The following is a 13,306-nucleotide window of genomic DNA, read 5'->3' on the forward strand; positions in this document are numbered from 1 at the left end:
TCCGGCGACCGCCTGGATCAACAAACCCACCGACAGCACCGAGGCCAAACTAGCCGCCTCACTCCCACTGGCCTCATCCGGCTTGACAAATTCCGCGACGCCAAAGGCGTTCTGTTCGAGGAATAATAGGGTCGAGGGGCTCTGAGGAGGTACGTCATGGTGAGGCCACGCGTTCCCGTCACCAGTCACGGAGTCATCAGCGCGTCGGAAATATCACCGGGACGGTGGCGCGCACGCACACGGTATCGGTTTGACGACGGAACACTCCGTCAGATTGAACGATTCGCACCGTCAAAGGCTAAAGCCCAAGCATCACTCATGTCCGCCCTCACCACGGTGCGTTCATCATCGACAAGTGTCGTGAAAAGAGAAACGTCGCTTTCAGAACTTGCTGATCGTTTCTTGTTGACGAAGGCGGATCGTGCGCCACGCACCGTAGACACGTATCGGCAGACAATCGAGCATCACATCAAACCAAAAATTGGTTCACTGGCCGTGTCGGAGGCCACGACAGAGCGCTTGGGACGATTTATTAGCGAAGTCGTCGAGAAGCACGGGCACGGTGCCGCCAAAGCTTGCCGTGCGGTGCTCTCGGGGATGATGGGCGTGGCCGCTCGGTCCGATGCGATACTTGTCAATCCCGTCCGAGAGATAGACAACATTGCGCGCCTACGAGAAGGCGCCACGGCTATTCCTCTTCCCATGCTTCCAGCTTTACTTTCCGCAGTGCGTGCCGACACCCGTCTGAACGAACTTGACGCTGCTGACGTGATTGTGTTTCTAGCTGGTACGGGATGCCGCCTTGGAGAAGTGCTCGCCGTTCGCTGGTCCGCACTTGACCTAGATGCTGGCACCGTCGCCATCAATGCGAATGTGATCCGTGCTCGCGGAAAAGGTGTTCTCCTGCAGGACCACACGAAGACTAGGGCTGGCGTGCGCACGATTGCGATTCCGCAGTCCCTTGTCAAGTTGCTCCGCCAGAGGCAGTCGACGTTTAGAATCCAGAATAATCACGACCTTGTCTTTCCAACTATGCACGGCAACATTCGGGATCCTCGCAATACATCACGAGACTGGCGGATGGCTCGTGAACGGGTGGGCTACCCAGGCGTGACCACTCATAGCTTTCGAAAAACGGTGGCGACAGCTCTCGACCAATCCGGGCTGAGCGCACGTGAGATTGCGGAATACTTGGGCCATGCCAATCCGTCTCTAACGCAAGACGTCTACATGGCGAAAAACACCGGCGGCGTCCGCGCAGCTGAGACGATGAACTCCCTGCTGTCCGCTATCTAAATCCGCGGGGGACAGCGAGTCGTGGTCGCATTTTGAACGACCTCGGAGCAGGGAAATTTCCCTCTGCGCTGGTGGCTTCAAGCACACGCAGATTGGCTAATTTCCCGACCTGAGGACGATGAGGCGGTTGCTTCAAACGTTTTCAATCTGCGGGGTTTATGCGGGGTTGGCCCAAAATCGGCGAAAAAATACCCCGGACTTCCGCAGAAATCCGGGGTTTTTGTAGCGGGAGCGGGAATTGAACCCGCGACACCACGATTATGAGCCGTGTGCTCTAACCAACTGAGCTACCCCGCCGCGACTTGTCGGCTGTTCGCTTCCAAGCCTGAGCCCCCTGTGGGAATCGGACCCACTACCTCTTCCTTACCAAGGAAGTGCTCTACCAATGAGCTAAGGGGGCAGAGCAACCAAAGAACAGTCGCAACACCGCGTTTTGGCAACCTAGAAACATTATCACTCCAATGGCCAGCTCCTGACCACTTGACCCACGCTACAGGCACCCGGCAACGATGCCGTAGCATTTCAGGATGACTGGCACCGAACTGACCTCTGGCATCGAACTGACCTCTGGCACCGAATGGTGGCGCACAGCCGTTATTTATCAGATCTACCCGCGATCGTTCGCCGATGCGAACGGTGACGGCATGGGCGACCTCGCTGGGATCAGCGCGCGACTGCCTCAGCTTAAAGACCTCGGCGTCGACGCCATCTGGCTTTCTCCTTTTTATACCTCGCCGCAACGCGACGCCGGCTACGACGTCTCCGACTACTGCAACGTCGACCCCTTGTTCGGCACCCTGGACGACTTCGAGGTGCTGCAGCGCACCGCCCATGACCTCGGTATCCGGGTCATCGTCGACATCGTGCCCAACCACTCCTCAAGCGAACACGGCTGGTTCCAGGCGGCCCTCGCCGCCGGCCCGGGTAGCGAAGAACGCGCCCGCTACACCTTCCGTGACGGCAAGGGCACGACCGGCGAGTTGCCGCCGAACAACTGGGAGTCCGTCTTCGGCGGCCTTGCCTGGACCCGCACGACCGACCCCGACGGCACCCCCGGCCAGTGGTACCTGCACCTGTTCGATAGCAGCCAGCCCGACTTCGACTGGGACAGCGGCTGGGTGCGCGAGCAGTTCCGCGCGGTGCTGCGCTTCTGGCTCGACCGCGGCGTCGACGGTTTTCGAGTGGATGTCGCGCACGGCATGATCAAGGCTCCCGGCCTCCCCGATTACACGCCTTCCGCCGAGGGCGGCAGCATGGGCGGGGCGCCGGCATCCGCTCTCGAACCGGGAATCACAGCCGAGACGCCGCTGACCGCCCCGTACTGGGCGCAGGATGGCGTGCACGAGATCTATCGCGACTGGCACCAGGTGCTCGCTGCCTACCCCGGAGACCGGGTTCTCGCGGCCGAAGCCTGGGTTGACCCGCTCAGCCAGATGGCCAAGTGGGTGCGTCCCGACGAGATGCACCAAGCTTTCAATTTCGCCTACCTCGAAACCCCGTGGAACGCTGCAAAACTCAAGAGCGTCATCAGCGAGTCGCTCGATGCCTTCGGCAACGTCGGCGCGCCGAGCACCTGGGTGCTGTCCAACCATGACGTCGTGCGCCACGCCTCCCGGCTCGCCCTCGACGGCGACAACCTGCAGGGACACGGCATCGGCCCGAAAACCGTCGGGCTGCCCAACACGTTGCTGGGATTGCGACGCGCGCGGGCGGCATCCGCTCTGATGCTGTCGCTGCCCGGCTCCAGCTACCTGTATCAGGGCGAGGAACTCGGCCTGCCCGAGGCCGTCGACCTGCCCGACCACGCCCGCGAAGACCCCACGTGGTTTCGCACCAACGGTGAACGCTACGGTCGAGACGGATGCCGCGTGCCGATTCCGTGGGAAGCCGCCGGCGAATCGTTCGGCTTCAGCACCGGCGCGAAGAGCTGGCTGCCGCAACCGTCCGACTGGGCGGGGCTGGCCCGCGACCAGCAAGACGGCGTGGCCGGATCGACTCTCGAGCTGTACAAGCTCGCGCTGAGCCTCCGCCGGGAACACGCCCTTGGCGCCGGTACGGTCGAGTGGCTCGGGGGCTTCGGCCCCGAGGTTGCGGCGTACCGCAACGGCGACGTAACCATCGTGGCCAACACGGGCGCAGCATCCGTTCAGCTGCCCGCTGGCGACGTACTTCTGGCGAGCGAAGAACTCGTCGGCCGCACCCTGCCGGGCGACGCGACGGTTTGGTTGCTTACCGTTCAGGCATGACCGAAGCTGTCGACCAGCCGAATGGTAGTGGCAGCCCCGCGCTGGCGAGCATCGCCGCCACGCGAGAGCTGAAGCTCGAGTTGACCCGGTTCATGCTGTCGTACAAGTTCGCGAGCGACGAGATGCTCACCAAGATGAACATTATGAAGGAAGAGTTCAGCTCGATCCACGACTATAGCCCGATCGAGCACGTCAGCTCGAACTCAACGGTATTCGCGGCAATATTCAGGACATCGCGGGCATTCGCATCACCTGCAGTTTCATCTCGGATACCTATCGCATTCGCGATCTGCTCGCCGGGCAGCGAGACGTGACGGTGCTCCACGAGAAGGACTACATTCAGGCGCCCAAGGCGAACGGATACCAGAGCCTGCACCTCATCGTCGCGATCCCGGTGTTCATGTCCGACCGCGTGCAGCCGGTCACCGTAGAGATTCAGATTCGCACGATTGCCATGGACTTCTGGGCGCGCCTCGAGCACAAGATTTTCTACAAGTACAACGGCGCCGTGCCCGACACTCTCGTCGAGGACCTGCGGCAGGCGGCGGACGCCGCCAATCGCCTCGACGTGAAGATGGAATTGCTGCACGACCAGGTCGTAGCGCTCGAGTCCGTCGATGCCAATGATGCTGCCGTGTTCAGCTTCGACGGCCTGCCGCCGTTTCCGCTGCCGAAGGGCCTGCTCGATTCCATCATGCGCGGTCGCAGCGAAACCTGGTAGGTTCCGGGCTAGTTCGTGTTGGCGTAGAGCCAGGCGAGCGGATCGACCTTGGTGCCGGTGATGCCACCCTCTCGAATCTCGAAGTGCAAGTGCGGGCCGGTCGACATTCCGGTGCTGCCGGTTTTACCGATGACCTGGCCGACCTTGACCACGTCGCCCTCCTTGAAGAGCATCGATCCGTGGATCATGTGCGCGTACACGCTCGTGACGAGCTCGCCGTTGACCATGTGGTCGATCATCATGTGAACGCCGAGGCTGGCTTCGCCGTCTTCGGCGCGGCTGACAACACCGTCAGCGATGGCCTGAATCGGCGCACCGACGCCCGGGTTGAAGTCCTGGCCGCCGTGGTTCACGGAACAGCCGGCGCAATTGCGGTGGCCCATCTGGTCACCGATGTGCACCCCAACGGCGAATGGCCACTGAATGGTGCCGTTCGGGTTATTGGTGAAGGTGTCCTCCATACGAATACCGCTGGCTGCGGCAACCTCGGCGATGGTGCTCGACTCGTACCCGTCGCGCTCGACGGTGACGGTGTCGCCACCGGCGAGATCCATGCTCTGCGCCTCTTCGGCCGGCACAACCCGCTGAGCTTCCAAAGCGGATGCCTGCACGTCCTGCGAAGACAACAGCGCCTCCGCCGGAATCGACGTGGCCACGGCCATCAGTGCCACGAACGACATCGCGAGGATCGAGGCGCCCCTGGCCGCGCGCTTGCGCATGGTGCTGCCGGGCGGACGTGCGCGTGGGGTGCGGCGGGGAAGCGAACCGGCCGGGACGAAATCGCGCGCGGGGGCGAAGGGCTCGCCGGGCTTCTGCTCGATGCGCTGGCGACGTCGAGGCAGGCCACCGGCGGGGGGAATCACCGTCGGGATCGACTGCGTGATGCCGGGAGCCAGCAGCTTCTCGTAGTCGGTGGGCTCGGCGTCGGCGACCGGCACGGCCGCGACGATGCGGTTGGTCTCGGTGACGACGGCCGGCTCAAGATCGCGTTCGGACAGATCGGCGGCGACGATCAGGTCTGCGGCGGGGCTGAGCCGCACGATATCAACGACGACCTCGTCCACCGGTGCCGCAGCGGAGAAGGCTACGCGCTCGCGCTCGCGCAATTGGCGACGGGTGAGGGCTGCCGGAGCTACTGGTGGAAATACGGTGCCGTCACTCTCGCCGGACACGGAGGTGCCCACGGATGGAGTGTGACGTGACAAAGTACAGCTTTCGGCGTAGCGGACGGGATCGGGTGCTCGTTCTGGATAACGCCAAATGACGACATGCCAATATAACGAATTCATTAACGTTAGCGCGCAACCCTGAGAATACCAGAGGAAAGTGACCGATCACACCCAAACGGGGGTAAGTGGGTATAAAATCAGCCAGCTTTCGCGCGAAATGGGAAGCGTTCGAAGAGACCAGCGAGCACCGGTTCGAACTGATCGTAGAGGCTGGGAGCGGCGGCGATGAGCAGATCGCGACCCTCGGCATCCGCTTGCAGAGCGCCGACCCGGGCACCGGCTTCGCGGGCGATCAGGGCGCCGGCGGCGTGATCCCACGGGTTGAGTCCACGTTCAAAATAGAGGTCGAGTCGCCCGCAGGCCACCGAGCACAGGTCGAGCGCAGCAGACCCGATACGACGGATATCCCGCACCTGGCCGATGAGGCCGCCCACGACGTTCGCCTGCCACACCCGCCGGGTCGCCTCGTAGCCGAAGCCGGTGCCGGCCAGGGCGAGCGAGAGCGGCACGTCATGATTCACGTGCAGTCGCCGGTCGCCCAGCCAGGCACCCGAACCCTCGGACGCGGTGAACACCTCGCCGAGGGCGGGGTTGACGACCGCACCCGCGAGGGCGTTCCAGCTGGCCGGGTCAGGGTCGCCCTGCACGACGGCGATGCTGACAGCGTAGAACGGAATGCCGTAGAGGTAGTTGACGGTACCGTCGATGGGGTCGACCACCCAGGTGAGCCCGCTCGTGCCGTCGGTCGCGTCGGACTCCTCGCCGTAAAACCCGTCATTGGGGCGGGCGTCGGCCAGCAGGCTGCGAATGAGCAGCTCGACCTCGCGGTCGGCAGCGGTGACGATATCTTCGGGCGACGACTTCGAGGCCGCAATCTCGACCCCCTCGGCGCGGCGACGGTGGGCGAGTGCGCCGGCGGTGAGGGCGATCGTGCGTGCAAGGTCAAGCAACTCGGTCGGGGCAGGATGCGTCATGCCCTCACGCTACAGGCAGCTGTCCTAACGAGAACAGGCAGGCCCGAGGGCCTGCCTGTTCTGGTGCTGGTGGCGAGTGCGAGGTTCGAACTCACGAAGGCTACGCCGTCTGATTTACAGTCAGATCCCTTTGGCCGCTTGGGTAACTCGCCATGCGCTCCCGACCAGGTGTAATCACTTGATCGGAGACGCGGTTTCAACAATACAAGACGAAACGCCTCTCCGAGAAATCAGCGCCCGCCGGGTTGTCGTTGAGGCGCATCGGCTACCCGGCGGCCGGCCAGCCCGCGCCGGCCGGTGGGGTACGGGTCTCGGTCGCTGTGTCGCCGCTGAGCCCGCTGAGCCCGCTGTGATGTCGGTGGTGGCACAGGCCGCTTTCAGATCGGCTGAAGTCACCGTGTCACCCGCGTTGATTCCCGACGTGATCTTGGCCAGTTCGGAGCCGACCGCCTCCACCCTCACCTCGATGCTCGTGGAGACCCGTTCTTGAGCAGGTCGACCGTGTAGGCCCGCGGGAGCGCAAAAGTGCCCCGAGAGAGTGCCCCGTTGGGCACTCTTTACGCTGTCGAGGGTCGGATATCATGGGGGGATGGCAGATTCAACATTCGACATCGTCAGCAAGGTCGACCCGATGGAGGTCGACAACGCCCTCAACCAGGCGCACAAGGAAGTCGCACAGCGCTACGACTTCAAGAACGTGGGAGCCTCGATCGCGATGAGCGGCGAGAAGGTGCTCATGAAGGCCAACACCGAGGAGCGCGTCAAAGCGATCCTCGAGGTGTTTGAGGCCAAGCTGATCAAGCGCGGCATCTCCCTGCGCAGTCTCGACGCTGGCGAGCCGTTCGCCTCCGGCAAGGAGTACCGCATCGAGACAACCATGAAGGCCGGCATCGACCAGGAGAACGCGAAGAAGATCAGCAAGATTATTCGCGACGAGGGTCCCAAGGGCGTCAAGAGCCAGATTCAGGGCGACGAACTGCGCGTAAGCTCCAAGAGCCGCGACGACCTGCAGGCCGTGATGGCACTGCTCAAGGCCAAGGACCTCGACGTGGCCCTACAGTTCACCAACTTCCGCTAGCCCCCGACCCCGGCCCCGGCCCCGGGTTCCGGGTTCCGGGCCCACCTTATGCAAGCGGGCCCACGATAGAACATGGGCCCACTTTCCGGGCTCGGTACCGGTACCGGTACCGAGCCCGGTCAATGACGCTAGTCGGCTCGGGAGACGGACACCATTTCGTCGCGGTCGACGACCTTGATGCGGGTGCGGCCGACGGCCACGCCCAGTGCGAGCTCGTGCTGGTCCAGGTTGTGCCAACCGTCGAGGCCGGTGTACTTCACGCCGCGCGCGTCGAGCAGTTCCACGATGCTCTTCTCCGAGGGTGACTCGGGGCGCCACCAGTTGCCGAGGTCGTTGATGAGGTGCCGGATGGTTTCCATCGCGTCGCTCTTGGTGTGGCCGATCAGACCGACCGGTCCGCGTTTGATCCAACCGGTCGCGTAAACGCCATACATCTGCTGGTTGAACAGTCCACCAGTGCCGGCCGAGGGGTCGCGCCGCAGCACCTGGCCCTCGCGGTTGGGAATGACGCCGCGCTTCTTATCGAAGGGCACGTCGGGCAGTTCCGACCCGAAATAGCCGACCGCCCGGTAGACGGCCTGCACCGGGATCTCGCGAATCTCACCGGTGCCGATGACGCCGCCAGCGGCATCCGTTGCGGTGCGTTCCCAGCGAAAAGCGGCCACCTGGCCGGTGCCGTCATCGACGATCTCGACCGGCTTGGCGAAGAAGTGCAGGTGCAGGCGGCGGCTGGCCGTGCCGGTCTCGCGGGCGCGCCACTGGTTCAGCGTTTTATCGATCACGAAGACCTGCTTGTTGCTCGCGACGGCGGCCTTCGCGGCTTCGTCGTAGTCGAAATCTTCGTCGTAGACGATCATGTCCACATCGTTGAGCTGGCCGACCTCACGCAGCTCCAGCGGCGTAAATTTAACGGATGTCGGCCCGCGGCGCCCAAAAATGTGCACGTCGGTCACCGGTGACGCTTTGAGCCCGTCGTAGACGTTCGCGGGAATCTCGGTCGGAAGCAGGTCGTCGGCATGCTTGATGAGCATGCGGGACACGTCGAGGGCCACGTTGCCGTTGCCGATCACCGCGATCTCGCGCGCCTCGAGCGGCCAGGTGCGGGGCACGTCGGGGTGCCCGTCGAACCAGCTGACGAAGTCGGCGGCGCCGTACGAGCCGTGCAGTGACGCACCCGGAATCTTCAGGTCGGCGTCCTGCACGGCACCGGTCGCGAAGATGACCGCGTTGTAGTGTTTCTTGAGATCGTCGAGCGTGACGTCCACACCGAACCGCACGTTGCCGAACACACGAATGTCGCCGCTGTCGAGCACACCGCGTAGTGCGGTGATGATGCCCTTGATGCGGGGGTGATCGGGGGCGACGCCGTAGCGCACAAGCCCGTACGGCGCCGGCAGGTGGTCGAAGAGGTCGATCGAGACCTCAAAATTGCGCTCGGACTTGAGCAGAATATCGGCGGCGTAGATGCCAGCCGGTCCTGCGCCGACGATGGCCAGTCTCAATTTGGTCACTGAAGATTCCTTACTGCGCGAGCAGGCCGGGCCCGATCCCCGACACACTCTCGAATGGGTCTAGCTGGAGCGCTCGACGATGGTCTCGGCAAATCGGGTGAGAGCTTTTTTGACCGAACCGTTCGGCAACGGCGCCAGGGCGGCGACCGCGTCGCGGGCCCAACCGTGCGCCTCGGCGAGGGTCTCGGCGGTGACGGCGTGCTCACGCAGCGCGGTGATCGCCGCATCGGCGGTCTCGGTCGGCGCTGAATCGATAGCCATGACGTCGCGTTCCAGCCGGTGCAGCAGGTCAGCGGATGCCCCATCGCTCACGGCACGCTCCCGCAGCCGAAGCAGGGGAAGCGTGACGACGCCCGCCCGCAGGTCCGTGCCGGGTACCTTTCCGGTATCCTGCGGCTGCGGTGACAGGTCGAGCACGTCGTCGATGAGCTGAAAGGCCACGCCGATCTTCTCGCCGAAGTCCACGACGGGTTGTTCGTAATCGGCCGGGGCGTTGGAGAACACCACACCGCCCTGGGCGGCCGCGGCGATGAGCGAACCGGTCTTGCCGGCGAGCACCTGGATGTAGTGCTCGACCGGGTCTTCGCCGGCGCGCGGGCCGACCGTCTCCTGAAACTGGCCGAGTACAAGGCGCTCGAAGGTCGTCGCCTGAAGTTTAATGGCGCGTTCGCCGAGGCGGGCCATCAGCTGGCTCGCGCGGGCGAACAGCAGGTCGCCGGTAAGGATGGCGATGGAGTTGCCCCAAACGGTTTGCGCGCTCGGCACGCCGCGGCGCTTGTCGGCGTCGTCCATGACGTCGTCGTGATAGAGCGAGGCGAGGTGGGTCAGTTCAATCGCCGTCGCCGCGGTGACGACATCGGGCACCACACCCTCACCCAGGTGCGCGGTGAGCAGCGCGAGCATGGGGCGAACCCGCTTGCCGCCCGCATTCAGCAGGTAGCGACTGGTGACGGTGGCGATTTCGTTGGCGTAAACGAGCTCGTCGATGAGCGCGGCTTCGACCTTTTCGATGCCGGCATCGATGTTTGCGGCCAGGCCACGGTCGGCGGGGGTCGAGAAAATACGATCGCCGAGGCCCGCCTGGCTGGTCACCGACGCGCTGCGTCGAATCACGGGGGCTCTGAATTTCACGTAAGTCAGCCTATCGAGTAGATCAGCAGGTCAGGATGCCGCGGGCTTGATGGCGCGGTGCAGGGCCACGATACCGAGTGTGAGGTTGCGGTAGGCGACCTGGGAAAATCCGGCCGAGCGCAGCCATCCGCTGAGTACCGGCTGGGTTGGCCACGCCGCGATGGACTCGCCGAGGTAGTCGTATGCTTCGGCGTTCGACGATGCAAGCCGCACCACTCGAGGCATGACGTGGTTGAGGTAGGCAAAGTAGCTCTGGCGCACGAGCGTCAGCGGCGGAGTGGAGAACTCGCAGATGACGACGCGGCCGCCGGGCTTGGTCACCCGGTAGAACTCGGCGAGGGCCTTCTTCGGTTCGACGACGTTGCGCAGTCCAAAGGAGATGGTGACGGCGTCGAACTCATTGTCCTGAAAAGGCAGCGCGGTGGCGTCGGCCTGCACGAACTCGATGCTCGCGTTCTGCGCGTGGCGAGCTTTGCCGACCTCGATCATGCCGGCCGAGAAGTCGGCGGCGATGACGTGGGCGCCACTGCGCGCGAGGGCGGCGCTGGAGGTTCCAGTGCCGGCGGCGATGTCGAGAATGCGTTCGCCCACCTGCGGGTTGACCGCCTTGGTGGTGGCGATGCGCCAGAGCGACGCGTTGCCGACCGACAGCAGCGCGTTCGTGCGGTCATAGTGGGCGGCGACCTCGTCGAACATGGCAGCCACCTGCGCGGGCCGTTTGTTCAGGTCTGCTCTATTCACCCCACCATTCTAGGTTGCGCGAGGCGGGCGAAACTGCACGGTTGCCGGGCCGCACAGGCGCGGGCGTAGGCTACAGAAGTGAATGTGCAGGCCGTGACGGTCGAAACCTCCCCGATAGCCGATATCCGCCAACTGATCCTGCTGCTCGACGGCCGTACGCCCCTGCTCTGGATGCGTCGAAACCAAGGCCTGGCCGGTATCGGCTCTGCTCTGCGGCTCGAATTCTCCGGCCCGACCCGTATGACGGATGCTGCGGCCGCTTGGAAACAGGTCGTCGCCCTGGCCACCGTGACCGATCCGCTTGCCCGCACCGGCACTGGGCTGCTCGCATTCGGCGCCTTCGCCTTCGATGCATCGTCCGCGCAGACCAGCGTGCTGATCGTGCCCGAGATTATCGTCGGCCGCGAAAACGGCCAGTGCTGGGTGACCCGCATCTGGGCGACCGGGGCCAGTGCGCCCGAGAACCCGCTCGTACTGCATCCGCTCGGCGACGAGTACCGCATCGCCCTGCTACCCGGAGCGTTGCCCCCCGAGTCGTTTCGCACAGCGGTCAGCTCGGGAATCGAGAGCATTCGAGCCCAAGAGGTCAGCAAGGTGGTACTCGCCCGTGACCTTGTCGGTCGGGTGCCAGCCGAATCCGACCTGCGTCGCGCAATAACCCGCCTCGCCCTCGGCTACCCGGATTGCTGGACCTACGCCGTCGACGGCCTGATCGGGTCGAGCCCGGAAACCCTCATACGTGCCGACCACGGTTCGGTCAACGCCCGGGTGCTGGCTGGCACGATGTCGCGGGGCGTGGACGCCGAAGACGACCGCGAGGCGGCGCTCGCCCTGGCGACCTCCTCGAAAGACGGCGACGAGCACGAGTTCGCGGTGCAGAGTGTGCTGAAGTCGCTGCGCCCGCACACCTCGGCGCTCGCCACGAGCGAGATCCCCTTCACGGTGAAACTACCCAACCTCTGGCACCTCGCGACCGACCTGGAGGGCACCTTGAGTGACGGGTCGACCTCGCTCGACCTAATCGCGGCGCTGCACCCGACGGCCGCCGTCGCTGGAACTCCCACCGATGCAGCCCTGAACCTTATTCGCGAGCTCGAACCGTTTGATCGTGGCCGCTATGCCGGGCCGGTCGGTTGGGTTGGCGCCGACGGCGATGGCGAGTGGGCGATCGCCTTGCGCTGCGCGCAGGTGGCCCCGACCGGCGCAATCACGGCCTACGCCGGCTGCGGCATCGTGCTGGACTCAGACCCAGAGCGCGAGCTGGCCGAGACGAAGATGAAATTTCGCCCCATCGTAGAAGCCTTCGGCTAGCCCTGACGCCAGCGCCAGGAGTCGACCGCCGCGGCGATGATCTCCTCGCCGTTGTCAGCGGGAATGACGAAGGAGATCACGAAGAACTTCACCGGCTCCCCGGCAAACTGGTAGGTGTTCGGTGCGAAGACGGTGAGGAACGCCTTGGTTTTGGTCTTTTCCGCGGTGCTTGTGAGGCGCGTGAGGTTGGCATCGACGCCGTCGAGGCTGACGGCCTCCTTCAGGCTCGTGACCTCGCCGGCATCGGGAAAGTAGCTCTCATTCAGAAAGTCGACCATGTCGTCGAGGCTGCCGCTCGGAGCCCATTCGTCGGTGCTGGCCACCCGCACGGGTTCCACCAGCACGCTGCCCAGGATGCTGCCAACGCCGGTGTTGTTGATCTCACCGTCGGCGTCATACTCGCCCCACAATTCCTGGGAAGTGATGCAGCCCTCAGTCTTCTCGGCGGACTGGTTGTTGATGTAGTCGGCGGGCCCGTTGAAGGAATAGCAGGGGGTGATGATGGGCTGCGCGTCATTCAGGATCGACGTACCGATCCCCGAACTCACCAGCGAAATCACGATCACACTGATCACCAGCACATTGGTGAGCAGGGCCAGGGCTGACCCGATCAGGCCCATGAGCCCGAACCCCTTGCGGCCATGTTTGCGCAGTGCGAGGATGCCGAGAACGATTCCGGTGATACCCAGCAGCAGCCCCAGAACCGGTATCCAGCCGGTGACAAAGGCGCTGATACCCACGATGAGTGCCGCGAGGGTGATGCCTCCGCGACGTTCGGGCGGGTTCGGCACGGGCGGGTTAGGCACGGGCGGGTTCGGCACGGGCGTCTGGTCGGGAAAGCTGGCCGGCTGCGAGTAGCCCCGGGGTGAGTCGATGGTCATCTGGGCCTCCCGGCATCCGTGTGCCACAACGGTACCAATCCCTCGCCGTTCCCCGGCCGTTCCCCGGCCGCGTGGTCCTGAGGGCGGGTACTGGGTAGCTTCGCGGGTGCCGAGGCAACCCTGTACCCGCCCTCAGGACTTCATTTACCCTTGCCTGCGAATGGTATATAGCTCGGAGAGAGTATCA

12 protein-coding genes and 3 tRNA genes are annotated in these 13,306 nt (G+C 64.2%); 6 read left to right on the forward strand and 9 right to left on the reverse strand.

Features of this window, described 5'->3' with window-relative positions; genetic code table 11:
* Positions 1 to 318 precede the first annotated feature (318 nt).
* Complete coding sequence (locus tag IWX77_RS16430) at positions 319 to 1,296, forward strand: site-specific integrase (protein WP_196845627.1); 978 nt, start codon at positions 319 to 321, stop codon at positions 1,294 to 1,296.
* Between the two features lie 223 nt (positions 1,297 to 1,519).
* Here the strand turns inward: IWX77_RS16430 and IWX77_RS16435 are convergent.
* Positions 1,520 to 1,593 (reverse strand) — tRNA-Met (locus tag IWX77_RS16435).
* 31 nt (positions 1,594 to 1,624) lie between these two features.
* A tRNA-Thr gene (locus IWX77_RS16440) sits at positions 1,625 to 1,696 on the reverse strand.
* A gap of 127 nt (positions 1,697 to 1,823) precedes the next feature.
* On the opposite strand from IWX77_RS16440, the gene IWX77_RS16445 reads away from it, so the two are divergent.
* Genes IWX77_RS16445 through IWX77_RS17320 form a run of 3 tightly spaced genes read left to right on the forward strand, consistent with a single transcriptional unit; the run spans position 1,824 to position 4,263 of the window.
* On the forward strand, positions 1,824 to 3,542 hold the full coding sequence (locus IWX77_RS16445; RefSeq protein ID WP_196845628.1) for a glycoside hydrolase family 13 protein: 1,719 nt from the start codon (positions 1,824 to 1,826) through the stop codon (positions 3,540 to 3,542).
* Entirely contained in the window at positions 3,539 to 3,856 is a 318-nt protein-coding gene (locus tag IWX77_RS17315) for a hypothetical protein (RefSeq protein ID WP_327012272.1), read from the forward strand. The genes IWX77_RS16445 and IWX77_RS17315 overlap by 4 nt, the downstream gene beginning before the upstream one ends.
* The gene (locus IWX77_RS17320; protein WP_327012274.1) at positions 3,805 to 4,263 is read left to right on the forward strand and encodes a GTP pyrophosphokinase; all 459 of its coding nucleotides are present in this window, start codon (positions 3,805 to 3,807) and stop codon (positions 4,261 to 4,263) included. Before IWX77_RS17315 ends, IWX77_RS17320 begins: the two co-directional genes overlap by 52 nt.
* Before the next feature lie 8 nt (positions 4,264 to 4,271).
* On the opposite strand, the gene IWX77_RS16455 is transcribed toward IWX77_RS17320, so the two are convergent.
* The 3 genes from IWX77_RS16455 to IWX77_RS16465 all read right to left on the reverse strand — a co-directional run bounded on the left by IWX77_RS16455 (position 4,272) and on the right by IWX77_RS16465 (position 6,618).
* Complete coding sequence (locus IWX77_RS16455) at positions 4,272 to 5,447, reverse strand: M23 family metallopeptidase (protein ID WP_196845629.1); 1,176 nt, start codon at positions 5,445 to 5,447, stop codon at positions 4,272 to 4,274.
* Positions 5,448 to 5,629: 182 nt separating this feature from the next.
* On the reverse strand, positions 5,630 to 6,466 hold the full coding sequence (locus IWX77_RS16460; protein ID WP_196845630.1) for an inositol monophosphatase family protein: 837 nt from the start codon (positions 6,464 to 6,466) through the stop codon (positions 5,630 to 5,632).
* 67 nt (positions 6,467 to 6,533) lie between these two features.
* A tRNA-Tyr gene (locus IWX77_RS16465) sits at positions 6,534 to 6,618 on the reverse strand.
* A gap of 437 nt (positions 6,619 to 7,055) precedes the next feature.
* Here IWX77_RS16465 and IWX77_RS16470 point away from each other — a divergent pair.
* Complete coding sequence (locus IWX77_RS16470) at positions 7,056 to 7,544, forward strand: YajQ family cyclic di-GMP-binding protein (protein ID WP_196845631.1); 489 nt, start codon at positions 7,056 to 7,058, stop codon at positions 7,542 to 7,544.
* A 128-nt stretch (positions 7,545 to 7,672) separates the two neighbouring features.
* Here the strand turns inward: IWX77_RS16470 and IWX77_RS16475 are convergent, their stop codons facing one another.
* The 3 genes from IWX77_RS16475 to ubiE are packed head-to-tail and all read right to left on the reverse strand — an operon-like array spanning position 7,673 to position 10,927.
* Positions 7,673 to 9,055 carry an FAD-dependent oxidoreductase gene (locus tag IWX77_RS16475; RefSeq protein WP_196845632.1) on the reverse strand — a complete coding sequence of 461 codons (1,383 nt, stop codon included), beginning with the start codon at positions 9,053 to 9,055 and terminating at the stop codon, positions 7,673 to 7,675.
* A gap of 60 nt (positions 9,056 to 9,115) precedes the next feature.
* Positions 9,116 to 10,186: a polyprenyl synthetase family protein gene (locus tag IWX77_RS16480; protein ID WP_297414194.1), complete on the reverse strand. Its 1,071-nt coding sequence runs from the start codon at positions 10,184 to 10,186 to the stop codon at positions 9,116 to 9,118.
* Between the two features lie 30 nt (positions 10,187 to 10,216).
* Entirely contained in the window at positions 10,217 to 10,927 is a 711-nt protein-coding gene (ubiE, locus tag IWX77_RS16485; RefSeq protein WP_196845633.1) for a bifunctional demethylmenaquinone methyltransferase/2-methoxy-6-polyprenyl-1,4-benzoquinol methylase UbiE, read from the reverse strand.
* Between the two features lie 84 nt (positions 10,928 to 11,011).
* Here ubiE and IWX77_RS16490 point away from each other — a divergent pair, with 84 nt between their 5' ends.
* Positions 11,012 to 12,238, forward strand: coding sequence for an isochorismate synthase (locus IWX77_RS16490; protein ID WP_442784491.1), 1,227 nt, complete (start codon positions 11,012 to 11,014; stop codon positions 12,236 to 12,238).
* On the opposite strand, the gene IWX77_RS16495 is transcribed toward IWX77_RS16490, so the two are convergent.
* Positions 12,235 to 13,119, reverse strand: a complete 885-nt coding sequence (locus tag IWX77_RS16495; protein WP_196845634.1) for a DUF4190 domain-containing protein — start codon at positions 13,117 to 13,119, stop codon at positions 12,235 to 12,237. The two genes, IWX77_RS16490 and IWX77_RS16495, sit on opposite strands and share 4 nt — an antisense overlap.
* Between the last annotated feature and the right edge of the window lie 187 nt (positions 13,120 to 13,306).

Origin of the sequence: Cryobacterium sp. CAN_C2 (assembly GCF_015751745.1) — a bacterium.
In the GTDB taxonomy this organism is placed as follows: Bacteria; Actinomycetota; Actinomycetes; order Actinomycetales; family Microbacteriaceae; genus Cryobacterium.